The sequence below is a fragment of the Lentilactobacillus sunkii DSM 19904 genome (genome assembly GCF_001435575.1).
GTDB lineage: Bacteria > Bacillota > Bacilli > Lactobacillales > Lactobacillaceae > Lentilactobacillus > Lentilactobacillus sunkii.
The window spans coordinates 1-22,042 of sequence record NZ_AZEA01000030.1 but is presented as its reverse complement, the minus strand read 5'-3'; the positions used below and the strand labels follow the sequence as shown (position 1 = coordinate 22,042).

Below are 22,042 nucleotides of genomic sequence, written 5' to 3'. Positions count from 1 at the left end.
CAACTTAGGGGGTCACTTCATATTATCTCTTTTACTTTTGTGAAACGGCATTGCTAGCATTCTTAGTTACTTTCATATCATGAATACTGATGTAACCAAGTTTTTGTACTAAGCTGCTTTGTACCTTGCTTGAATCCATGTAGTCCAAGAACTTCTTTGTTGCTTTGTTTGGTTGACCCTTAGTGTACATATGTTCATATGACCAGATCTTCCACTTGTTAGTTGTAACGTTGGCATCAGTTGGCTTTACATTGTTAACTGACAATGCTTTGAGCTTGTTGTTAACGTATGAGAATGCTAAGTAACTGATAGTACCTGGTGTGCTTGAAACGATCTTTTGAACAGTACCGTTTGAATCTTGTTCTTGAGCCTTAACTGCTTTTGCGCCTTCAAGGACTGCTGATTCAAATGTTGCACGAGTACCTGAACCTTGGGCACGGTTGACAACGGTGATCTTTTCATCCTTACCGCCAACTTGCTTCCAGTTAGTATACTTACCAGTGAAGATACCCTTTAATTGAGCCATGGTTAAGTTGCTTACGTTGACATCCTTGTTAACAACTGGCGTCATACCAACAACTGCAACTTGGTGATCAACTAATTGCTTTGCTTTGATACCATCTTGTTGTTCTGCGAAGATATCTGAGTTACCGATTTGTACAGCGCCGGTTTGAACCTGACTTAATCCAGTACCTGAACCGCCACCTTGAACTGAAATGTTAACACCCTTATTTGCTTTTTGATAATTGCTTGCTGCTTGTTCAACTAATGGTTGTAAAGCAGTTGAACCAACGGCTGTGATTTTGACATTCGAATCAGCTGAAGATTTCTTTGACTTTGAACTGCTTGATGAACCACACCCCGCAAGTAAAACTCCAACAGCTGCTACTGCCACAATAGTTGAAAAAAAGGATCTTTTTTTCATAATTCGATTTCCTCCTAATGAAAACCCAAGTTTTTTTAGTACTCATTTAAGTACATTCTCAATATAACAACAGCATGTAAATATCGAGTTTCGTTTATGTAAAAGTATCGTAAAACCGTCCATTTTTGGTAAAAAGTATGGCATAACTTAAGATGTAAACAATTTAACTACTATGGAGGAAGACCGGATGCCATTGGAAATCTTATTGATCAGCCAAAATTTAAAGTTGGCGGATAAGCTCGAGAAGCTGCTTGCCGCCTTTCAAATTAATACCCGAGTTTCATTTGAACCACTTGACCATCTACTTCAACAAGTTTCCGGAGTGGTCTGGGACTTAAATACCACAAAGCTACCGGAAAACGACTCGGAACTACAAATCCTGCGCAGTCAAATTGCCGGACCAATTCTGCTATTAGATAAGAAGCAACGCTCAGTGGAAACGATTTGTTCCTACCTATTGGATTATCATTTGGATGATTACATCTCCGGGGAACCCATGAATGAGATTGTTGCCAGGATCGTTCAAAAAATTTGGGTTTATCAAAATAAGGATAATCTCCAACTCAATCAGCAAAGCCAGGAATCTGAAAGTTTGATGGTGGGTCACCTCAAAATCGATTTAAGTAAGTTCCAGGTTAACAATGGTAAGAAAAAGCTTAACTTGAGTCCAATTGAGTATAAATTGTTACTATTCTTTGTCAGTAATTCCAACACTGTCCTCAGCAGAACTCAGATTGCCTCTGCAGTTTGGGGTAACACCACTGGGGCAACACTGAGAATCATCGACACCCACATTAGCAACCTGCGGAAGAAAATTGAAGTAGAACCAAAAAATCCCCAAATGTTAACGACCATTCGGGGATTCGGGTATTTATTTAAAAATAAGCGGAATGAAAAATCGCAGGTTAATTAGTTTAGACACAAAACCACTCAGCCAATTTTGACTAAGTGGTTTTCTTATACATTTTTTCTTGGTGTTTCAATTCACGGTGACATATATCGACAAATTCCTGGCCGTATGCCTGTCTGATTTCATCTTCCCATTCACCATCATTGCCCTGTTCATCAAGCATCGGCTCAATCCATTGGTTGGTGGGTAGGAGCTTAAGTAGTGAATGCTTTGTAAACTGTGAAAATAATAGGTTCTCACCGAAAAAGGTTGCAAGTTTTTGATGAAAAGCCGGCACATCAACTGGCAGCAGCAAGTTATTTGCATTGTTGCGGTCACCCAGCAGCAGCTGACAATCCAGAAAATCGCTTTCCAAATCAAAGAGCTTGTCCTTATGTGCCCTGGCAATGTCAGGTATCATCCTGATGAACCATATCAGTTTGTGGTGTTCAAGTGTAATCAAAAGATTCAGTACGGCAATGTCCAGTGGCGTTAATGTGAACTTGGCAGTCTGGACTGCCTCGGGGTGAAGATGATCCGAAACTGCATTGAACAAATCGCCAAAAGTTCCAGGTTCCTCCCATAATACTTCAATCTGATGTGCATTTTGCAGCCAAAGGCGGTGGGTTGCAACCCGAAGCGTCAGCCAGTATACCTGGTCGTTTTCATCATAGCCTTTAATTAACCAGTATGAACTGGCGGTTGATCGGGCGTAATTGCTGGCCGCCAACTCCAAGCCATCCGGCAACGCTGCTCGGATCGTTTCGATGAGCCATTCACGATAGGAGGGTTTATCTGTAAATTCATATGTTTGTTCTCGCGGACGGGGTTTGGCCACTTGTTCCGCCTCCCTTTTAATACGAATCGAAAAGCATCTATATATTGAGGTTACCATTTTTTACAATAGGTAACAAAAATTTTCGCCGGTTTTCATGAAAATCTAAAATCAGCTTTGGCAGTTACCAAAACTGGCTTATTTTGTCTATTAATTGCTATATGATGATAAGCATCATATATGGTAAGATTGAACGCCCACCTGACATGGTTAAATTCTCCTTTCGGTAATCTTGCCACCAAGATTAACTCCAAGTTTCCAAACCAACAAAAAAACACCAAGGTCTATGAAGTCCTTGGTGTTTATGGTTATAGACGGGTTGTTTCACATGAAACATTATGCATTAACCGCCTTGATGTCGAGAAATTCCTGAATCTGGTCACTTGGAATTGATTTAATAACCGGTCCACCAATTGTATGGACGTAGATTAAGCTCAAATGACCATCGCGGTTCTTCTTATCGTTCTTAATTTTATCAAAAACTTCATCGGAATCCAGTAAATCTGAAGTTACCGGTAAACCAACTGCTTCCAAACGCTCCCGCAGTTCCTGAGTGATTCCCGAAACAGCCAGACCTTTATCTTCGAAGATCTGCTGCATGGCAATCATCCCGATACTGACGGCTTCACCATGGCGCAATCCGCCATCAGCCAAGGCTTCCACTGCATGACCAATTGTGTGGCCGTAGTTAAGCAATTGACGAAGGCCGCCTTCTTTTTCGTCACCCATGACGATATCTGCCTTGTACTGAATCGAATGAATACTCAATTCTTCACCATTTGCCAAAATGTCTCCCGGCGAATTGATGGATTTAACAAGGTTCCATAAATCACCGTCCGATAATGCAGCAACTTTTACAATTTCACCGTAACCCTCAACCAAATCACGCCTCTTCAAGGTCGTTAACGTATCGGGATCGATAATTACCAAGTCAGGTTGGTAGAATGAACCGATGATATTCTTGGTCGAATCCAAATCAACCGCAGTCTTGCCACCAACTGAACTGTCAACTTGCGCCAGTAATGAGGTTGGCATTTGAATCAGACTGATACCCCGCATGTACGTTGCCGCCAGGAATCCGGCCAAATCACCGGTAACGCCACCACCTAAGGCGATCACACCATCGTCACGGTTGAAGCTGTCGTCAGCCATCTGCCGGGCAAGATCAGCTAAAACTTCTAGTGATTTTGATGCTTCGCCAGCTGGGAATTGGTACTCGTGGACAATGAAACCAACTGCTTCCAGTGCTTCAGCAACTTGGGCTTGGTACAAAGGGGCAACATTGCTGTCACTAACCAGGGCAATTTTACGTTTATCCCAAACGCTTGAAACCAGCTGTCCGGTGCAGCCTAAGATTCCTTTGGCAATTTCCACGTTGTACGTATGATCTGGTAATTCGACTTTGATTATCTTCATAATTTGACCTCGCTTTTTTGTTCGACTGGGGTTGTAACGACTTTTCGGATGGCGAATGCTTGTTGAGCCATTGCACGGTATTCATCCGGCTTCAGTGCTTGGGCACCATCTGAGAATGCGTGGGCCGGGTCATCATGGATTTCAACAACCAAACCACTTGCACCAACTGCTGCGCCTGCCAAAGCTTCTGGTGTTACAAACTCTGTATGGCCGGCAGCATGACTTGGGTCAACGATTACTGGGTAGTGGGTTAACTTTTGCAGAACCGGAACTGCACCAACATCGAGAGTGTTTCGCGTGTATTTGTTATCAAATGTTCGAATTCCACGTTCAGTGATGATGATGTTATGGTTGCCACCGGCCGCGATGTACTCAGCTGCATTTAAGATATCATCAATCGTAGCAGACATCCCTCGTTTAAGCATTACTGGAGTCTGAGTTTTACCTACAGCCTTCAAAAGTGAGAAGTTTTGCATGTTTCGGGCACCAATCTGGAAAATATCAGTGTATTGTTCAACCATTGCCACGTGGTCCTGATCCATGACTTCGGTTAACACATCCATGTCAAATGTATCGGCAGCGGCTCTGAGGAACTTCAACCCATCTTCGCCAAGTCCCTGAAATGAGTATGGTGAGGTCCGTGGCTTGAATGCACCGCCACGAAGAACTGTTGCGCCGCCACTTTTGGCAACTTCAGCCATTTTCATGACATGTTCAGCAGATTCAACTGAGCAGGGACCTGCCATCATGGTGAAGTTGTCACCCCCAATTTGACTATGGGGTGTGGTTACAATCGTATCTTCGGGATGAAATAGGCGACTACCTTGAACTGCAGCGGGAACGTTGTCGATAATCAGATCAATTGCATTCTTTTCTTCAGTGTTTAAATCCTTTTCGCTGATCCCTTGAATTGCCACTCGGTTATTGTGAACAAATACCTCGTTGGTTTCAGTGAAACGACTCTTAATCTCATCAATGATGCTGCTGTGTCCGTTCTTAATTACAATAATCATAAATATTATCTCCATTTCTATATTTGGCGTATTTTTAAGTAAAATAAAACTCCCACAGTGTGTATAACACTACGGGAGTAGAAATTTGGGTAAAAAAATTGGTCCCGCAGTATTTTGGTAAATAACTGTGTGACCGAAGTAAGTAATCATGATGAAATACTATTGGCCGCACAGGATGTGAGTGAGTGCCCACATCCTGTCCGGTGTGAACACTAAGCGTACCAATAGTAATAAAATCGATTAATTTTTGAATTAATTTTTATCATGATTAGAATCTCCTAAGAAAGTTAAATTTTAATTGCATTGAGCATATAATGAATTCCAAGATGTGTCAACCCCAAAGTTCGAAAAATTAATTTCTTGACATTTTCTCATAATTGGCGTAATTTAAATGACAACTAAATACCGTCCTAGTAAACCATTGAAGTGGAGATCAAGATTGTTAAGCACGTAAAGAGAGTCGCTATTGCTGAGAATGCGGCCGGAAGCTGATAATTAAATGGACCGCCGAGGGTTCTTCCGAAAGTCATCGAGTACGAAGAAACGTGTTGGCATACGTCAGTTGCCGGAGGGATGTTAGTCCCTTGCTAAGCGTGATTGGGCAAAAAGATATGATCTACATATGGTAGATGGTCTTTCCTGGCTAGTTGAACTAAGGTGGCACCGCGGAATAATCCGTCCTTAACAATTCAGTTTGTTATGGGCGGATTTTTTTATACAAAAAACTTTTGAGATGCAGTTTAGACACAAACCGGAGGAAACAAATATGAAAACCTCAAGAAAACGATGGCAAATCCGACTTTAGTATTTTCAGAAACGGACTAACAAATCGGAGGACATTATTATGAATATTGAACAATTACAAACTTATACAAAGGATTTTCCAGCTATACCAATTTCAATTAATTTCGAGATGAACAACTTTGACCCCATTGCTGTAACTCAGCAGTTTGACCAGCCAGACAAGCCTTGTTTCCTATTAACTGGAAAGCCGAAGAAGACTGAAGATGGTTATTCCTTCATTGGTTTAAATCCAGCCATGACGCTTGCATATCGAAATGGACTGCTGACCACAACGGATGATCGAGGAAATGTTTCACATGAAACAACTAATCTGAAGCCAGTCCTGGAAAGGATCTTAGCGGATAACAAGATGCCAAAGATTCCCAATACACCACCATTTTCCGGAGGACTAGTCGGATATTTCAGCTATGATTATGCCCGGTATGCCACCACAGCAAATTTGCCAACGGTGGACGACCCCATGCAATTAAATGATGTTGACCTATTATTAATCGATCAAGTCATTGCCTACAATCATACGACCAAGCAAGTCACACTAACTAAAGTCATTCCGTCCGATCAGCTAAATGAAAAATATGATTTGGTAATAGCAGACCTCAATAAGCTCAAAGATGAGATCACCCAGGTGACAGACCAACAACCATTACCGATGTTTACCATGACACCATTTAAGCTGCAATTTACATTAGACGAATTTACCGAGAAAGTTGCAGAAGCCAAGCAACACATCGTTGACGGTGATATTTTCCAAGTCCAAATTTCTAATCCACAGCATGCCAAGATGACTGGCTCACTGTTCGCTGCAACGCCAACTTTATTCAAAGAAAGTCCATCCCCATATCAATTCTATTTTAGACACAACGACTTCGAAACCATTGGGGCTTCACCTGAAACCATGATTACCAAACGTGACCAGACCCTGTTTACCTATCCCTTGGCCGGTACTCGGCGGCGTGGGAAGGACAAGGCAGAAGATGATGCCTTTGCCGAAGAGCTTCAGCATAATCCAAAGGAACTCTCTGAACACAATATGCTGATCGATCTGGGCCGAAACGACTTGGGCAGCATCAGCAAATTCGGTTCCGTCCACGTCACTGCTTATCGGAACCTGCTCAAGTTCTCAAATGTCATGCACATGGGATCAGTCGTTGAAAGCACCGTCGATAAAGGGGTTTCTTCAATCGACATCATCAACTCATTACTGCCGGCGGGAACATTATCCGGCGCACCCAAAATATCAGCTATGCAGATCATTGGCGAACTCGAAAACAACAAGCATGGTCTTTACGGTGGCTGCCTCGGCTATCTCGGGTTTGATGGCGACCTCGATATGTGTATTGGGATTCGATTAGCTTATCGAAAGGGCGAAGATCTGGTCGTCCGCAGTGCTGCGGGCATCGTCGCTGACAGCATCCCCAAGCACGAATATCAGGAATTTAACAACAAAGCCAGAGCAATCGTAACTGCATTACAGGAAACAGCTGAAAAGGGAGGCGTTGCAGATGCACTATCTTATTGATAACTATGACAGCTTCACATATAACCTATACCAATTAATTGGAACTCAAACATCCGATCAGATCAAAGTCATTAAAAATGATGCCATCGATGTTGAAAGCCTTATGAAAATGAATCCTGAAAGCATCATTCTTTCGCCTGGACCCGGCCGCCCTGAAGACGCCGGCAACATGCCTGCCATCTTGAAGGCTTTCTTGGGAAAAGTGCCGATTTTTGGCGTATGTCTTGGTGAACAGGCAATTGCCCAGGCATATGGTGCCAAGGTCATCCATGCACCACGATTAATGCATGGGAAGCCTTCAGAGATGGAGCTGGTGCAGACCGATCCATTATTTGCCAACTGCCCTGAACATTTTGAAGCCGCCCGGTACCATTCATTAATCGTTGATCCAAAGTCAGTTCCTTCCAACTTAAAGGTGACTGCTATCACTGAAGATGGCGAGATTATGGCAATTAGTAATCCAGACGATATGGTTTACGGCGTTCAATTCCATCCTGAATCGATCATGACCGATCCCAGAGTGGGCAGGCAAATCATTAAGAACTTTTTGAACATTGTCCAAACCGCTAATCAAGTAACAACGGCTATCTAGACGCAAATGGGACCAAGACGAATTTTCGTCTTGGTCCCATTTCTACTCATATTTCAAATGACTCTCAATCTTAACAGGTCAGTCGAATTATTTTGATTCAATCTGTTTCAATACTTGGGATCTGCTTAACATCTTGAAAATGGCACGGACACAGACGGCTCCAAAGAAGAACACTGAGATGAACCGTACCGAGAACAGTGCCAAAATCATTGGCAGATGGTAATGAACGTACCCCAGACGGAAGAGTTCATATCCAAATGAAACCACAGTGGTTGTAACGGCGGAGGTGGTCAAAACAGGCCAGCTCCAGTTCTTATAGCCCCAGAGTGCAAATCCAAGCTCACTTCCGATACCTTGAACGATTCCGGAAATAAGAGCAGCAGCTCCGAAGATGCCGCCGAAAATGACTTCGGCTGCGGCACCGAGGACTTCACCAACAACAGCGGCACCAGGTACCCGAACCAGATAAATGGAAAGGGGACCGGCCATGATCCAAAGACCAAACAAGGCTTCATTCGCGAATGGACCGATCGCCATCGATACGAAATTGTACAAATAATCTGTTCCAACAAAAATAGCACCAAACACAATTGCAATAATTGCTAATAAAATAATATCCTGTAAACGAAATTTCTTTTTCATTATTCTTCTCCTTTTGAGTGACACCAGTCATAAATAAACGCTGCGATAATCTTTGTATATTCCATCAATTGCTTGATACTTAAGCTTTCATTGTCACTGTGAGCCTGCTCCATCGTACCGGGACCAAAGTCAACTGCCGGAATATGATAATACCCAAACCAGCCGCTATCAGACACTGAGGGTGACATTCCGATTGTTGGCATTTTATCGGCCACGTCAACAAAGCTCTTCTCCAATGCCTTCATCCCCGGATGTTCAGGGTCCAATTCCAGTGAAGGGAAGACCTCACCTTTATCAGCCAATAGGGAGTCGCCACCCCATGTAAATGTTGGTAAATTGTCACGGAGCCATGGGTCAGCTTTGGCTGCTGCGATAACTTGTTCTTCAATTTCTTTAGTAATGTCGTCAACATTTTCGTTAGGGTAGAAATGAACCGTAATCCACAACTTGGCCTCACTTGGAATATAGGCAGGGTGCAGACCACCTTTAATATAAGCAGGGTTAATCGTATCGGTTCCGGGCGCAAACCCCGGATAACGCTTGGTGATTCCCCAATAGCGTTCCAGTTTCTCCAATGCCTGAATGACAACCATCATTTTTTCAATCATATTGGCTGCTTTTAAGCCCCCGCCAGTGGTGATCATCGCTGCCCGATTACCATCGTGATAAATATGTGGGCTCTTAAGGGTAATCCAGCCGGTAATCACACCACCCTGGCCTTGAAAATTCAGATTACTGGTATCACCAACAACCGCAAAGTCGGCGCTTTCACCATTTTTCAAAAGGGTCTTCGTGCCAGCCTCACCGGCTTCTTCACCAACAACGGACTGGAACTTCAAGTCACCAGGCAGTTCAACTTTCAGCTTTGAAAGCAGGGAGAAGATATACATAAAGCTGGCAATGCCGCCCTTCATATCACTCACGCCACGGCCAAACAAGAGATCACCCTCTCTGGTCAACTTGAAAGGATCGGTATTCCAACTATCCCGATCAACCGTCGCCACGTCAACGTGGCCATTTAGCAATAAACTGTGGTATTGACTTGAATCAGTTCCCTTCTTTTCAGCAGATAACAGTTCATCCCCCTCATAGAACGGCACCCGCTTTGTTTGAAAGCCGATCTTGGTCAACTCATCATCAATAAACTGTTGGATTGCGGCTGTATTACGGGCCGGCGGTGACATCGTTTCAAACGAAACCAGCCGGTCCAGCATGGATAACAGCTGATCTTGATTATCATCAACTGCTTGGAGCAGATCTTCTTTACTTGTCAATTTTGATTCCTCCACTCTGTCTTTCTTACTTACGAATTATTTGAAATAAAAAATCCCCCTTTCTTCAAAAACCTCGAAGAAAGAGGGAACAGAGTAAAAGTTTAGTCGACTTTATATCTATTAGCTCACACAAAAAAGAATTTCGTTCTTCCTTCGACAGTCCTAACTGCATCAGGTTCAATGGGTTTTTCTCAGCCGATTAGGGCACCCCAGACTACTTATTCAATTCGCCAATAAAGTCATTGGCTGTTTTAATAATATAACGAAATGGGGAAATGTCAAAGCAAAAATAGTTCTGATGACACAGTAAAAGGCGATTCAAGGATTCTGAATCGCCTTTTGATCTACCCATTTTGATTTCATTTGACCTAAATGAAAACTTTATCCCATAAGAACGCTACAAATTATGACGTAGCTAAGCCACCTGTCCAATGGCTGGCGGCACTACTGGTATAAACTTTGATTGAGTATGTGCCTGAGCCCACCCACAGGCTGCCGCTCAGCGTTCCGTTAGATGAACTGATTGTTTTGTAAAGTTCACCGTTTTTATAAATGCTGATTGAGAATGGATCGGCACTTGATGCGCCGCTGTCCGTTGAGGTTTTAACGTTGTAATGCAGGGTGTTGATCAAGTTGGTTGCCTTAACGGTCACGTTGTAGCCTGAATTGTCGTTTGTATACTGACTGCCGGTTTCACGTGCAGTTTGGTTTAGATTGCCATTTGTTTGTTGTTTAGGCGAATCCTGCTTTCTACCTTGTTCTTGTCGTTGTGCCGGAACGGTATCCGCGTTGGCAATCACACTTCCTAAAAATGTTGGGGCAACCATGGCGGCTGCAGCACCAAATGTAACTAAATATTTTTTAATTTTCATTGAATAGCTTCCTTTCGTTTTGAGAATCTTGTTGGTTTGATCTAGATGGATCGCTTGTTTATCCTCCCTTCATAGTTGATGTTGTCAGAATAGGTGGGGAACCTTAATTGAGACTTAAGAAGGAGGTATCTCGAGGAGGGTTGGGGAAAGCTTTAGAAATCCTTTGAAATTATTAAGATGCGGTGGTGATTTTGGGTTCATTGAACCTGATAGAAAACATGTTTCAGCGGCCTGGGGAAAGTTTGACTAGACTACTTGGATAGCGTTTTTTGGTGCTATTGCGTGGATTTAGTTGGTATATGATGTTTGTTTGTGGGTTGCTTGAACCGAACCGAAACGAGTTCCGACGGTCGGCTGAAAGCCTGCCTAGCCTACTTGGCGACGGCCTTGACCCCTACTGCATAAGCAAAGCCTGCCAACGATGAACAAAACCCATTCATCATTGGCAGGCTTCCCTTATGCTCCGGGGCCACCCAGGCCTCGTCAAAACGTGCTTCGACGACCCTGATCGCTACACATAAGTAAGAAACTGCCATCAATGAACAAAGTTCGTTCATCAATGGCAGTTTCTGGGTGGGGTGCTTAAACTTGCGTGAAACGAGTTCCGACGCAATTGATGCTAACTTCTAAGGGAACTCTGACTAAAACCCAAAACCTGGGTTTCAGCCAGAGTTCCCTTAGAAACCGCATCACCCATTGCTCGTCACTCTCTACTCTACTTTCAAATTCGACCTAAATATAAACCCGCAATTCGGACACCTGTTCATCCCATAGTTAATCGACATTGGTCGGTGGCACTTTGGACAGTTTCCCTGCATTGGTCTTCTGATTTTCATTGGTTTTGGTTTCTTTTGATCGTCTCTATTGCTCATTTAATATCACCTGGACCCTTCACTGGTCTATTATTGTTAAATACTTTGCCGGCATTGCTTCCACCAGCCAGATACCGCTTTTAGTCGGGTAAAATAAGAATCCCTCATCAGCGGCTTTCTTTGCTTCGACGGCAAAAATGACCGGATGCGGATCACGTCTTTGTCCGACTTGAATTGCCATTTTTTGGTTAGCTGATAGATGAACAAAATCCCGGTCCATCTTTTTGAGTCCTTCTGTCACAATGAATTTAGCGGCTGCGTGCGTCGTTCCATGATACAGCTTCTCAGGAGGTTCAGTCGGCGGTGTTAACGGCTCTACGGGGATGCTATGGCCGTATAGTGCTCTAATCGTCTTCCCCTCAATCGCATACCGCTGCTTGTCACTTTCCCTCATGATTTTTCGAATTAATGGTTCACTGATCGGCGTGCCAAAGTGCTGATTAAATTTTTGAATTAACGTTTGTAGATTCACTCTGCCATACCGATCCAGCTTGATGCCGATTTTATCAGGATGGTGGCGGAGGATAAACGACAACCGTTTACTTAATCGAGTTAATTGATGATCCATTTAAATGACTCCAATCATTACAAGCTAACTTTATTATAATCCCAATTGGATTTAGACCACAAAAAAGCGCCAGAGACTCTGCCCAGGCGCTGCTACAAATCATATTTATATTTAGAGGGGAATCTTATATCTTGGAGGGGATGTAAGATTGATTAAGTGACATACTTTGGAGGAGTCGTTCACTTAGTAACCAACTAATCTTTCAAATTGATTGTCTTTATAATAGTTTTATCAGCTTAAATCAGCCTTAAATAAGTATGACGAAAATGTGAAGTTCCCAAAATTTCCGATTAAGGGTGTTGTTTGCCGCCTTTTCTTATATAATTATCTAGAGAAAACCTTCTGAAAGGATTCAATATGAAAAAAATTTATTTCGTGCGTCACGGTCAAACCTTACTTAACCGATTCCGCAGAATGCAAGGCTGGGTTGACTCACCCCTCACTGAAAAGGGGGAAGCGCAGGCAGCAGCCACCGGGAAAAAGCTTGAAAATGTCCATTTTGATTTAGCTGTGAGCTCTGACATGATGCGCGCTATCCATACATTGGATATTATCTTAGAAAATAATCATCATTCGGAAAACATCACCCAGGAAATTCATAAAGATGTCAGAGAAATCTACTTTGGTTCCTTTGAAGGAGTCGACAGCACACTAACTTGGAATATTATTGGTGGGCCCTTGGGAAATCATAGCCAGGACGCGTTGATTAAACAATATGGTTTGATTAAAATGCGCGACTTTATGCATGATGCCGATCCGTTCCATGAAGCAGAAACTGCTTCCCACCTTGAAACGCGGATAAAAGCCGCCATTAAGCATATTCAAGACGAACTGGAAGACGGCCAAAGTGCTCTGGTTGTTTCACATGGAACTTTTTTAAGAAACGTGGCGTCCATGTACACGGACAAGGTTCCCTATGTTGAACAGCCCAACAATGGCAGCATTACAATCCTGGATGTGACTAATAAGCCGACATTGGTATCTTACAATCAATAAAAATAATCTCACTAAAGGCAATTGAGATCCTTTAATGAGATTATTTATTACATACCCTTTAGTAGCCTAGGCTATTAACGTTCGTTCGTTTAGTTTTGTTAGTTTCCCAGAAGAAAGTCTTGGCAACACCCGTAATTTTCTTTTTGGGAACAAATCCCCAATAACGGCCGTCGTTAGAGACACTTCGATGATCACCAAGCACGAAATATTCACCCTTGGGAACCCGGGTTGCGTTGGTATTTTTGCTCCAACTCTTGGATAATGATTTCAAATCCCAATTACCGGTACCGGTTGTTCGCTCGCTCATACTGATAAACTTCTGAGGAACAACTTTTCCATTAACGTAGATGTTTCCATTCTTGCTGGAAACTGTGTCTCCGGGAAGTCCGATTACCCGCTTAACATAGTCTGTTTTAGGCTTGGTAGCAGTTGGATCTTCACCGTGGGCATCAAACACAATAACGCTTAAATGCTTGACCTTCGCGTGCCGCCAGACAATCAGCCGTTCTTTATTGACCAAGTTGGGCTCCATTGAAGGACCGTCAACTCTGGCAAAAGTGAACACAAATTGTCGAATCAGCAAAGCGACAAGCAGACCGACAAGGATCGGAATGACCCAACTCATTATTTCTTTAAATACTTTCATGTAAAAAGCTCCTTTGTGAAGTACACAATTAGGAATGCATGCTATCCCATAGCGGTTAGCTTACGCAATCGCTATTAATTCTATCACATTTGCCCGCCATGACAACATTTTAACCGATAATTAACGGAACCCTAATTTATTGTTCATAGCCGTATCAAATTGTATGATAATTGGGACGACCCCATTTGGGAATAGAGGTAAACACATGAATTCGACTCCAAAACTCAAAAACAAAATCTGGCTGATCTTTATCCTCGGCACAATCAGCGCAACCGGTCCACTGTCGATTGACCTATATTTACCTGCACTACCGGAGATGACGCGTGATTTAAATGCCCAACCGTCACTCATTCAACTGAGCTTGAGTGCCTGTTTGATTGGCTTGGCCCTTGGACAATTGATTTCAGGACCGCTGAGCGATAAATATGGACGAAAAAAACCATTGATGATTGGTTTCTTCATCTTCGGTTTGGTTTCACTGATGATTGCTTACAGCAACTCAGTTTACCTGTTGATCATCCTAAGGTTCATTCAGGGGCTAGCAGGTGCGAGCGGCCAGGTGCTTTCCAGGGCGATCGCTTCAGACATGTTCTCAGGGCCGCTGTTAACCAAATTTTATTCCATGCTTTCAGCCGTAAATGGTATCTTTCCGGTTATTTCACCTGTGATCGGTGGATTCATGATTCGTTACGTTGCCTGGCAGGGAATTTTCATTCTGTTGGCAGGAATTGGCTTTGTCCTGGTCCTCGCGCTTTGGCTTGGCATTAAAGAAACGCTGCCGCCGGAAAACCGAATTTCAGGGAGTCCGGGAAAATCGATTGGTCAGATGTTTAACTTGCTGAAAAATTCACGGTTTGTCAGGCTGGTTCTGGCGACAGGACTGGTATCCGGTGGTTTATTCAGCTATATTTCTGCCTCTTCATTTGTCTTTCAAAACTTCTTTCATATGTCCGTTCAAAGCTTCAGCTTATTGTACGCACTCAATGGAATTGGAATTGCGATCGGGTCTGTCATCCCAGGAGCTTTAGCAGGGAGATTTTCGGAATCCAATCAGACCAAGTTCATTTTAACTTCAACGTTTATCACATCCGTCTTGTTAACCCTCAGCGCATTGTTCCTGCATAATCTGTTCCTGGTTATTGCTTTGGTATTCCTAACCGTTACGCAGTTCGGGATGCTGTTCACCCTAACCACCTCAATTATCATGAATCTGAGTCTGCATAATAACGGTGGCCTTTCCGCTATGCTCGGCCTGTCTCAAAACGCCATTGGTGGGATTATGTCGCCTTTGGTGGGATTGATGGGAACGGGAACTTACCTGCCGATGTCACTTGCGATCATGGCCTGCATGGGCATCAGTCTATTATTATTTAGTACGATCCATAATAAGCAACAACAGTTAAGTTAACAAATAGGGTTGGGAGCAATCATGCTCCCAACCCTATTTTTAATTATTTCTTGATATCAATATGAAAAGCTGCAGCAGCTGACTAATCAGTGTGGCTCTTACTCCGCAAGCTTACTAATTCTGCCCTGTTGGATATAAACGCTCAAAATTGCGATATCCGCAGGGTTAACGCCACTAATTCGGGATGCCTGGGCAATTGTTTCAGGATGAATCTTTTGAAGCTTTTGACGCGCTTCGGTGGCAATTCCATCAATTGCGTTGTAGTCGATTCTATCAGGGATCTTCTTGGCTTCCATCCGCTTCATCTTTTCAACACTTTGCTCGGCTTTCTTGATATAGCCGGCATATTTCGTTTGAATTTCAATTTGTTCAACCACGTGACGGTCCGGTGTTTCTTCTGACTTCGGAATGAATCTCATCAATGTCTCATAGTCAACGTAAGGCCGGCGAAGGAAAATCGATGCCAATACCCCGTCTTGAAGCGGCTTGTCGCCATGTTCCTTGATGAATTCATTGACTGCATCGGAAGGCTTGATCCGGATGTTATTGAGGCGGTCAAACTCAGCTTCGATGGCTTTCTTTTTTGCGACAAATTTCGCATATCGCTCATCAGAAATTAAGCCAATCTCATGACCTTTTTCAGTCAAACGCATATCGGCGTTGTCAGTCCGCAGAAGCAAACGATACTCTGCCCGGCTGGTCAACAAACGATATGGTTCTTTAGTTCCTTTGGTTACCAGATCGTCAATCATAACGCCGATGTAGGCTTCGTTCCGTTTCAAAACGAAAGGACCTTTGCCAAGGGCGCGGCGACCGGCATTGATACCGGCAATCAGGCCTTGACCGGCAGCTTCTTCGTATCCTGAAGTGCCGTTCGTCTGACCGGCTGTAAATAAGTTCTTAACAATCTTGGTCTCCAACGTTGGCTTCAGCTGATAAGGCGCAACGACATCATATTCAATCGCATAACCGGGACGCATCATCTGGGCATTTTCCATACCGACAACTGAATGAATCATTTTTTGCTGAACTTCTTCAGGCATCGAAGTTGAAAGGCCATCAACGTACCATTCTTCGGTATGGCGGCCTTCGGGTTCCAGGAACAGTTGATGACGGCTCTTGTCGGCGAATCGAACAACCTTATCCTCAATCGATGGGCAGTAGCGGGGACCAACACCTTCAATAACACCGGTAAACATTGGTGCCCGATCGAGATTGTCACGAATGATTTTATGAGTGGTTTCATTGGTGTAGGTTAACCAGCATGATAACTGATCTTTTACGGCCAAATAATTGTCGTCGGATGACTCGAAACTAAAGTGATGCGGCTTCTCGTCACCAGGCTGTTCTTCTGTTTTTGAGTAATCAATTGTGGTTCCATCAACCCGTGGCGGAGTTCCAGTCTTAAAACGTTCCAAATCAAAGCCCAACTCTTCCAAGTTGCCTGAAAGCTTTTCAGCCGGCTGAGAGTTGTTGGGGCCGGAAGCATACATTAATTCACCAATGATGATTTTTCCACGAGCAGCGGTGCCGGCAGCGATGACAACAGCTTTTGCATAGCATTCAGCACCTGTGTTGGTGATGACACCTTTGCAGACACCGTCTTCAACGATCAAGGAATCAACAATTCCCTGACGCAGAGTCAGATTAGGTTCATTTTCGATCGTATGTTTCATTTCAGCATGATAAGCATGCTTATCAGCTTGGGCACGCAACGCCTGAACGGCAGGGCCTTTACCGGTATTTAACATCCGCATCTGAACGTATGTCTTGTCGATATTCTTACCCATTTCGCCACCCAGAGCATCCACTTCGCGGACAACGGTTCCTTTAGCGGGACCACCTACAGATGGGTTACATGGCATAAATGCGACCATATCAAGATTAATTGTGAGCAGAAGGGTTTTATTGCCCATTCTGGTTGCGGCCAAAGCGGCCTCACAGCCTGCATGACCGGCTCCGACGACAATCACATCATAATCTTGGCCGCGATATTTTTGTTTAACATCGCTAACTCGTAAACTTTTCACTGTTTTTCCTCCAAATGTTTCACGTGAAACGGATTATTTTCCTAAACAAAATTGACTGAACAACTGATCAATTAATTCATCTTGATAACTATCCCCGGTAATTTCACCAAGGAAATCCCAGCAACGAGTCATATCAATCTGTACCAGATCAACCGGCATCCCGTCATCAAGGCCCTTAACAACATCTTCCAGAGCTTGCTTAGCTTGATTCAGCAGGCCAATATGTCTGGCGTTGGTAACCATTACGTCATTTTGACTGCTTTCAATGCCCTCATCAAAGAACATTTTGGCGATTAATTCTTCAAGTTGAGTCAACCCATCGGCTTTAATGGCTGAAGTCGAAATAATACTGTTGCCATCAGATAAGGACTTGATTTTATCCATATCAACTTTGGAGGGTAAATCCGTCTTATTAAGAATGATGATGCGCTGCTTATTCTTGGTTGCATCCAGCAGCTTCAAGTCTTCATTGGTCAAGGGTTCGCTGGCATTCAACACCAGTAGTACCAAATCAGCACTGTTGATTGCTTTTCTTGAACGATCAACACCAATTTTTTCAACTTTATCAGTGGTATCGCGAATTCCGGCAGTATCAACCAACTTCAGCGGAACGCCACGGACGTTAACATATTCTTCAAGAACGTCACGAGTGGTGCCGGGGACATCCGTCACAATTGCCTTATCCTCATGCAGTAAATTGTTTAGTAAGCTTGACTTACCAACGTTTGGTCGGCCAATAATTGAAGTTGCCAAGCCTTCGCGCAAAATTTTTCCCTGCTTTGCAGTCTTCAACAGTTGGACAATTCGGCTATGGACATCCGTGGCTTTTTCCCGTAGAAGCTTACTGGTCATGGTTTCCACATCGTCGTATTCAGGATAATCGATATTAACTTCAACTTGAGCAAGAACATCAAGAATATCTTTACGCAAGTGCTTAATAAGATGAGATAGGTTTCCATCCAATTGACTGATGGCAGCCTTCATTGAACGATCTGTTTTAGCTTCAATCAAGTCCATGACGGCTTCGGATTGAGACAAATCAATCCGGCCGTTTAAAAATGCCCGCTTGGTAAATTCACCCGGTTCGGCCATTCTGGCACCATAGCTCAAAACAAGTTGAAGAATGCGATTTGTCGCAACGATCCCACCATGACAATTTATTTCAACAATGTCTTCTTCGGTATAAGTGTGTGGAGCTCTCATAACAGAAAGCATCACTTCATCAATTTCTTCGTTGGTTTCAGGATCGACAATATGGCCATAGTTGATGGTATTGCTGGTGACTTTATCGAGATTCTTACCTCGATAAAGCTTCTTGGCGACATCGAATGCTTCCTCACCACTAATCCGAACAATTGAAATTCCACCTTCACCAGGCGGAGTCGAAATGGCTGCAATCGTATCAAATTCTGTTGTTGTTAAAACCATATTTAAGCTTCCCTCCACAAATAATTGAATCGTATTTCCAATTTAAACACAAAACTTATCTAAAAGCACAAAAAAAGCGCCACTCCATGCCAAAAAAAGATAGCATGGATAAAGCACTTTGACTACTTTACCTAGTTAAGATAAGAATGATTACCTACATAATATTTTATCGTTACTGATTTGTCAATCAGTTTTAAGAACTATTTTGGTGCCACAACAATCACCCGGTGAGGTTCTTTACCGGTTGAATAGGTCATTACGTGGCCGTTGTCAGCCAAAGCAGTATGGATCTGTTTCCGTTCAAATGACGGCATTGGGTTAAGATAGACCGGCTTTCCATTTGCAATGGCATTTCGGGCTGTCTTATCAGCCAATTGAATAAGCGCTTCGCTTCTTCTGGAACGATAGTTTGCGGTATCCAGTTCCACATTGACATTGTTGGCACCAAGCCGATTGATGAAGATCTGCGACAGATTTTGGAGCGCATTAATCGTGCGGCCATGACGTCCAATTAGACGACTTTCCTGGTCGGTATCAATATCAATGTAAATCGAGTGACGATTTTTTAAATCCAGCTTTAACTTGAACGAGAATCCCATTGCTTCAAGGACATCATTTAAATAGTTGGCAAGTTTTTGAGAAACTTCTTCCACATCAATAGTGTTTTCGTTCTCATCGTTTGTGTTATGAGTATCAGATGTCTGATTAGGTGTTGATTTATCAGTATTAGTAATTGTTTGATCAGTTGATTTTTTGGCAAGTTCAACCTGTGCAAGTTTGCGACCGAAACCTAAAAATCCGTTTTTAGGTTGTTGGATGATGGTAACATCCACCTGGTCCTGTGTGAGTGATAATGCGGCTAAACCCTGTTCTACGGCGTCTTGGATGGTTTTTCCAGAGTAAACTGTCATAATAAACTCCCTTTAATTGAATTAACTGATTCATAATAGCATAAAAACACGCATTAATAAACGGTTCGTTGCGAAAAACGGAAACTAAACGCAAACTTTAAATCATTTTCCACATTTGAAAGCATATGACTACAAATTCTTAACAAACTCGATATAATAAGTGATAGTATCACATTTTGGAAAAATTACTTTGTCAGGACCGACACCAAACACGATCACAGCCAATTTAGGTTTTCGATTTGGGAAGTGACAGCATGGCGAATACAAATCAATATGATGCTGGCCGAAATGTTCAAAAAGACCGTCAGCATAGACTTTACAAACTACAAGAAGCTCAACAAATTACTTGGGTCAACCTGAGCGCATACTCAGCAATCATGGTCGCTGAGCTGATTATTGGGTATATGGCACAAATAACGGTTTTGATTGCCGATGGATTAAATAACCTAACCGGTGTTTGTGGCGCAGCCATTTTGATCATCGGTTTGAAGATTTCCAAACGGCCACCGGACTCCAATCATGTCATGGGACATTGGCAATATGAAAATATTGCGGCATTGCTTTCCGCCACGATCATGTTTGCGGTTAGTATCCAAATTTTCGTTGACGGTGCATTTGCTGTTCAACGTTTCCTCGCCGGCCATACCATTAGACCCAATTATTGGTCGCTGGGTGTCAGTATCGTTGCTGCTGGGATTATTTCAATCCTGGCTCGTTTTAACCGCATCAAAGGAATCCAGTTGAAAAACCAATCACTCGCTGCATCGGGTCAAGATCTGAAAAGTGATGCCTGGACCAGCTTTGGAACATTCCTCTCCATTGGCGGTGCTTATCTTGGTGCCCAATGGCTTGATGGGGTTGCAACCCTGATTGTCGGCTGCTTAATTCTCCATTCTTCGATCAGTATTTTCAGGACAACAATTATGCGTTTGAGTGAAGGTTTTGATCCAAGAGACATTCAGCGTTACAGCAAAACAATCAGTACAATTCCCGGCATTTTGGGAATTCAAGGAATTGAACCCCGTTGGCTGGGAGACCAAATTGTCATGAAAATTGGGATCTACCTGGCTGATGATACTGATTTGAAAACTTCGTACGCAATCGGCGAAAAAGTTGAACACGCCCTCATGAAAAAATATGATATCCTCGATGCCGACGTGATGTGTTATCCGGTCAGTCAAAAGAGTAATCCACGGTCAGCGGATTAACAAAAATCGTTGACAAACAAAAAAATGACTGCTATATTCGATTTTAATTAAATGATAATTGTTTAAACAAAATGAATCGGTAAGTAGTTTATAGTTGTTTGTCAGAGAGTTGGCGTTGATGAGAGCCAATATTCAACTTGAATGAACATGGCCGATGATTGGTTATTGTGAGTTTTTAATGAGCAGTGAACGGATTGGTCCCCGTTAACAGACACACCATCATCAATCGATGGTTATCAAGATTTAACGGGCAATCGTTAAATAAATCAGAATGGTAAAGTGTTATTCGCTTCTGCAGTGTATACTGCAGAAGCGTTTTTTAATTTAATTTGGAATTTATTATAAAAATAGGGGCGGATGAAATGACAAAATTAGCAATCGTAACAGGCGCAGGACAAGGAATTGGTGAAGGTATCGCACATCGCTTGGCAAAAGACGGGTTTGCGATCGCCGTGGCAGACATTAACGGTGAAACTGCCGACAAAGTGACAGATGATTTAACAAAAGCAGGGTATTCGGCCAAGTCATACCACTTGGATGTAGCGGATCGTCAAAGCGTCTTTGATTTAGTCAAAAATGCAGTTTCCGATTTGGGTGAACTTGCTGTTTATGTAAACAATGCCGGTGTTGCCTTTATCGATGAAATTGTCAATTCTGCAGAAAAAGACATTCGCAGACTACTGGATGTCAATTTGCTGGGAACCTATTGGGGAACCCAAGCCGCCGCTGAACAATTCAAAAAACAGGGTAACGGTGGTCGAATTGTCAATGCTGCATCCCTTGCAGGAGTTGAAGCATCCGCTCTGCAAAGTGCCTATTCAATTTCAAAGTTCGGTGTTCGGGGAATTACCCAAGCCGCATCAAAGGAATTAGCCAAAGATCAAATTACTGTTAACGCCTACGATCCAGGCATCGTTAGAACCCCATTGCGGGACGGAATCGACAAACGAACCGCTGAAATCAAAGGCATTTCAATCAAGCAGCAACAAGCCGACTGCCTCAGTGAAATTTCACTGGGCAGAGAGGCCACTCCGGAAGATGTTGCCAAAGTCGTCTCATGGTTTGCATCCCCTGACGCAGCCTATATTACTGGTCAGTCCATTCTGGTTGATGGCGGAATGAGATATCAATAAAATCTAATAAAACAGCAAAATTGATCCTCGAAAAGGGGCCGGGACATAAGTCCCGCCGATA

Annotated in this window: 19 protein-coding genes and 1 riboswitch; of the genes, 7 read left to right on the top strand and 12 right to left on the bottom strand. The window is 43.1% G+C overall.

Features of this window, described 5'->3' with window-relative positions:
- Positions 1 to 31: 31 nt before the first annotated feature.
- Positions 32 to 925 (bottom strand): phosphate ABC transporter substrate-binding protein PstS family protein, encoded by an 894-nt coding sequence (locus tag FD17_RS11800; protein WP_057826379.1) that lies wholly within the window; start codon positions 923 to 925, stop codon positions 32 to 34.
- Between the two features lie 187 nt (positions 926 to 1,112).
- Between FD17_RS11800 and FD17_RS11795 the strand changes: the two genes are divergently transcribed.
- On the top strand, positions 1,113 to 1,838 hold the full coding sequence (locus FD17_RS11795; protein WP_235803221.1) for a response regulator transcription factor: 726 nt from the start codon (positions 1,113 to 1,115) through the stop codon (positions 1,836 to 1,838).
- 31 nt (positions 1,839 to 1,869) lie between these two features.
- Here the strand turns inward: FD17_RS11795 and FD17_RS11790 are convergent, their stop codons facing one another.
- The 3 genes from FD17_RS11790 to aroF all read right to left on the bottom strand — a co-directional run bounded on the left by FD17_RS11790 (position 1,870) and on the right by aroF (position 5,078).
- Positions 1,870 to 2,652, bottom strand: a complete 783-nt coding sequence (locus tag FD17_RS11790) for a hypothetical protein (RefSeq protein ID WP_057826377.1) — start codon at positions 2,650 to 2,652, stop codon at positions 1,870 to 1,872.
- A gap of 333 nt (positions 2,653 to 2,985) precedes the next feature.
- The gene (gene aroB / locus FD17_RS11785; RefSeq protein ID WP_057826376.1) at positions 2,986 to 4,065 is read right to left on the bottom strand and encodes a 3-dehydroquinate synthase; all 1,080 of its coding nucleotides are present in this window, start codon (positions 4,063 to 4,065) and stop codon (positions 2,986 to 2,988) included.
- Positions 4,062 to 5,078 carry a 3-deoxy-7-phosphoheptulonate synthase gene (aroF, locus tag FD17_RS11780; protein WP_057826375.1) on the bottom strand — a complete coding sequence of 339 codons (1,017 nt, stop codon included), beginning with the start codon at positions 5,076 to 5,078 and terminating at the stop codon, positions 4,062 to 4,064. Before aroF ends, aroB begins: the two co-directional genes overlap by 4 nt.
- 844 nt (positions 5,079 to 5,922) lie before the next feature.
- Between aroF and FD17_RS11775 the strand changes: the two genes are divergently transcribed.
- Both FD17_RS11775 and FD17_RS11770 read left to right on the top strand, forming a co-directional pair.
- On the top strand, positions 5,923 to 7,401 hold the full coding sequence (locus tag FD17_RS11775; RefSeq protein ID WP_057826374.1) for an anthranilate synthase component I family protein: 1,479 nt from the start codon (positions 5,923 to 5,925) through the stop codon (positions 7,399 to 7,401).
- Positions 7,385 to 7,993: an anthranilate synthase component II gene (locus FD17_RS11770; RefSeq protein ID WP_057826373.1), complete on the top strand. Its 609-nt coding sequence runs from the start codon at positions 7,385 to 7,387 to the stop codon at positions 7,991 to 7,993. Before FD17_RS11775 ends, FD17_RS11770 begins: the two co-directional genes overlap by 17 nt.
- Before the next feature lie 87 nt (positions 7,994 to 8,080).
- On the opposite strand, the gene FD17_RS11765 is transcribed toward FD17_RS11770, so the two are convergent.
- The 4 genes from FD17_RS11765 to FD17_RS11750 all read right to left on the bottom strand — a co-directional run bounded on the left by FD17_RS11765 (position 8,081) and on the right by FD17_RS11750 (position 12,221).
- Complete coding sequence (locus FD17_RS11765; protein ID WP_057826372.1) at positions 8,081 to 8,635, bottom strand: ECF transporter S component; 555 nt, start codon at positions 8,633 to 8,635, stop codon at positions 8,081 to 8,083.
- A complete protein-coding gene (locus tag FD17_RS11760; RefSeq protein WP_057826371.1) occupies positions 8,635 to 9,909 on the bottom strand; it encodes an acetylornithine deacetylase in 1,275 nt (424 codons plus the stop codon). The genes FD17_RS11765 and FD17_RS11760 overlap by 1 nt, the downstream gene beginning before the upstream one ends.
- A gap of 131 nt (positions 9,910 to 10,040) precedes the next feature.
- A riboswitch (TPP riboswitch) is annotated at positions 10,041 to 10,131 on the bottom strand.
- Between the two features lie 182 nt (positions 10,132 to 10,313).
- On the bottom strand, positions 10,314 to 10,781 hold the full coding sequence (locus FD17_RS11755) for a hypothetical protein (protein ID WP_057826370.1): 468 nt from the start codon (positions 10,779 to 10,781) through the stop codon (positions 10,314 to 10,316).
- Between the two features lie 891 nt (positions 10,782 to 11,672).
- On the bottom strand, positions 11,673 to 12,221 hold the full coding sequence (locus tag FD17_RS11750; RefSeq protein WP_057826369.1) for an RNA 2'-phosphotransferase: 549 nt from the start codon (positions 12,219 to 12,221) through the stop codon (positions 11,673 to 11,675).
- A gap of 357 nt (positions 12,222 to 12,578) precedes the next feature.
- On the opposite strand from FD17_RS11750, the gene FD17_RS11745 reads away from it, so the two are divergent.
- A complete protein-coding gene (locus tag FD17_RS11745) occupies positions 12,579 to 13,217 on the top strand; it encodes a histidine phosphatase family protein (protein ID WP_082617220.1) in 639 nt (212 codons plus the stop codon).
- 58 nt (positions 13,218 to 13,275) lie between these two features.
- Here the strand turns inward: FD17_RS11745 and lepB are convergent, their stop codons facing one another.
- The gene (gene lepB / locus FD17_RS11740; protein ID WP_057826368.1) at positions 13,276 to 13,863 is read right to left on the bottom strand and encodes a signal peptidase I; all 588 of its coding nucleotides are present in this window, start codon (positions 13,861 to 13,863) and stop codon (positions 13,276 to 13,278) included.
- Between the two features lie 205 nt (positions 13,864 to 14,068).
- On the opposite strand from lepB, the gene FD17_RS11735 reads away from it, so the two are divergent.
- Complete coding sequence (locus FD17_RS11735) at positions 14,069 to 15,271, top strand: multidrug effflux MFS transporter (protein WP_057826367.1); 1,203 nt, start codon at positions 14,069 to 14,071, stop codon at positions 15,269 to 15,271.
- A 98-nt stretch (positions 15,272 to 15,369) separates the two neighbouring features.
- Here FD17_RS11735 and mnmG read toward each other — a convergent pair whose 3' ends face one another.
- From mnmG to jag, 3 genes are all read right to left on the bottom strand, one after another.
- Positions 15,370 to 17,301: a tRNA uridine-5-carboxymethylaminomethyl(34) synthesis enzyme MnmG gene (gene mnmG / locus FD17_RS11730; protein ID WP_057826366.1), complete on the bottom strand. Its 1,932-nt coding sequence runs from the start codon at positions 17,299 to 17,301 to the stop codon at positions 15,370 to 15,372.
- A gap of 33 nt (positions 17,302 to 17,334) precedes the next feature.
- The gene (mnmE, locus tag FD17_RS11725) at positions 17,335 to 18,729 is read right to left on the bottom strand and encodes a tRNA uridine-5-carboxymethylaminomethyl(34) synthesis GTPase MnmE (RefSeq protein WP_057826365.1); all 1,395 of its coding nucleotides are present in this window, start codon (positions 18,727 to 18,729) and stop codon (positions 17,335 to 17,337) included.
- A gap of 200 nt (positions 18,730 to 18,929) precedes the next feature.
- Complete coding sequence (gene jag, locus FD17_RS11720) at positions 18,930 to 19,640, bottom strand: RNA-binding cell elongation regulator Jag/EloR (protein WP_057826364.1); 711 nt, start codon at positions 19,638 to 19,640, stop codon at positions 18,930 to 18,932.
- 254 nt (positions 19,641 to 19,894) lie between these two features.
- Between jag and FD17_RS11715 the strand changes: the two genes are divergently transcribed.
- Positions 19,895 to 20,848 carry a cation diffusion facilitator family transporter gene (locus FD17_RS11715; RefSeq protein WP_057826363.1) on the top strand — a complete coding sequence of 318 codons (954 nt, stop codon included), beginning with the start codon at positions 19,895 to 19,897 and terminating at the stop codon, positions 20,846 to 20,848.
- Positions 20,849 to 21,210: 362 nt separating this feature from the next.
- Positions 21,211 to 21,981, top strand: coding sequence for an acetoin reductase (locus FD17_RS11710; RefSeq protein WP_057826362.1), 771 nt, complete (start codon positions 21,211 to 21,213; stop codon positions 21,979 to 21,981).
- Positions 21,982 to 22,042: the final 61 nt, after the last annotated feature.

What these genes read in the sequence shown, in the direction of transcription:
- FD17_RS11770 (WP_057826373.1), top strand. Translation starts at nt 7,385, where the DNA reads ATGCACTATCTTATTGATAACTATGACAGCTTCACATATAACCTATAC.
- FD17_RS11795 (WP_235803221.1), top strand. Translation starts at nt 1,113, where the DNA reads ATGCCATTGGAAATCTTATTGATCAGCCAAAATTTAAAGTTGGCGGAT.
- FD17_RS11745 (WP_082617220.1), top strand. Translation starts at nt 12,579, where the DNA reads ATGAAAAAAATTTATTTCGTGCGTCACGGTCAAACCTTACTTAACCGA.
- lepB (WP_057826368.1), bottom strand. Translation starts at nt 13,863, where the DNA reads ATGAAAGTATTTAAAGAAATAATGAGTTGGGTCATTCCGATCCTTGTC.
- FD17_RS11735 (WP_057826367.1), top strand. Translation starts at nt 14,069, where the DNA reads ATGAATTCGACTCCAAAACTCAAAAACAAAATCTGGCTGATCTTTATC.
- FD17_RS11800 (WP_057826379.1), bottom strand. Translation starts at nt 925, where the DNA reads ATGAAAAAAAGATCCTTTTTTTCAACTATTGTGGCAGTAGCAGCTGTT.
- FD17_RS11715 (WP_057826363.1), top strand. Translation starts at nt 19,895, where the DNA reads ATGGCGAATACAAATCAATATGATGCTGGCCGAAATGTTCAAAAAGAC.
- FD17_RS11775 (WP_057826374.1), top strand. Translation starts at nt 5,923, where the DNA reads ATGAATATTGAACAATTACAAACTTATACAAAGGATTTTCCAGCTATA.
- aroF (WP_057826375.1), bottom strand. Translation starts at nt 5,078, where the DNA reads ATGATTATTGTAATTAAGAACGGACACAGCAGCATCATTGATGAGATT.
- FD17_RS11765 (WP_057826372.1), bottom strand. Translation starts at nt 8,635, where the DNA reads ATGAAAAAGAAATTTCGTTTACAGGATATTATTTTATTAGCAATTATT.
- jag (WP_057826364.1), bottom strand. Translation starts at nt 19,640, where the DNA reads ATGACAGTTTACTCTGGAAAAACCATCCAAGACGCCGTAGAACAGGGT.
- mnmE (WP_057826365.1), bottom strand. Translation starts at nt 18,729, where the DNA reads ATGGTTTTAACAACAACAGAATTTGATACGATTGCAGCCATTTCGACT.
- aroB (WP_057826376.1), bottom strand. Translation starts at nt 4,065, where the DNA reads ATGAAGATAATCAAAGTCGAATTACCAGATCATACGTACAACGTGGAA.
- FD17_RS11750 (WP_057826369.1), bottom strand. Translation starts at nt 12,221, where the DNA reads ATGGATCATCAATTAACTCGATTAAGTAAACGGTTGTCGTTTATCCTC.
- FD17_RS11710 (WP_057826362.1), top strand. Translation starts at nt 21,211, where the DNA reads ATGACAAAATTAGCAATCGTAACAGGCGCAGGACAAGGAATTGGTGAA.
- FD17_RS11755 (WP_057826370.1), bottom strand. Translation starts at nt 10,781, where the DNA reads ATGAAAATTAAAAAATATTTAGTTACATTTGGTGCTGCAGCCGCCATG.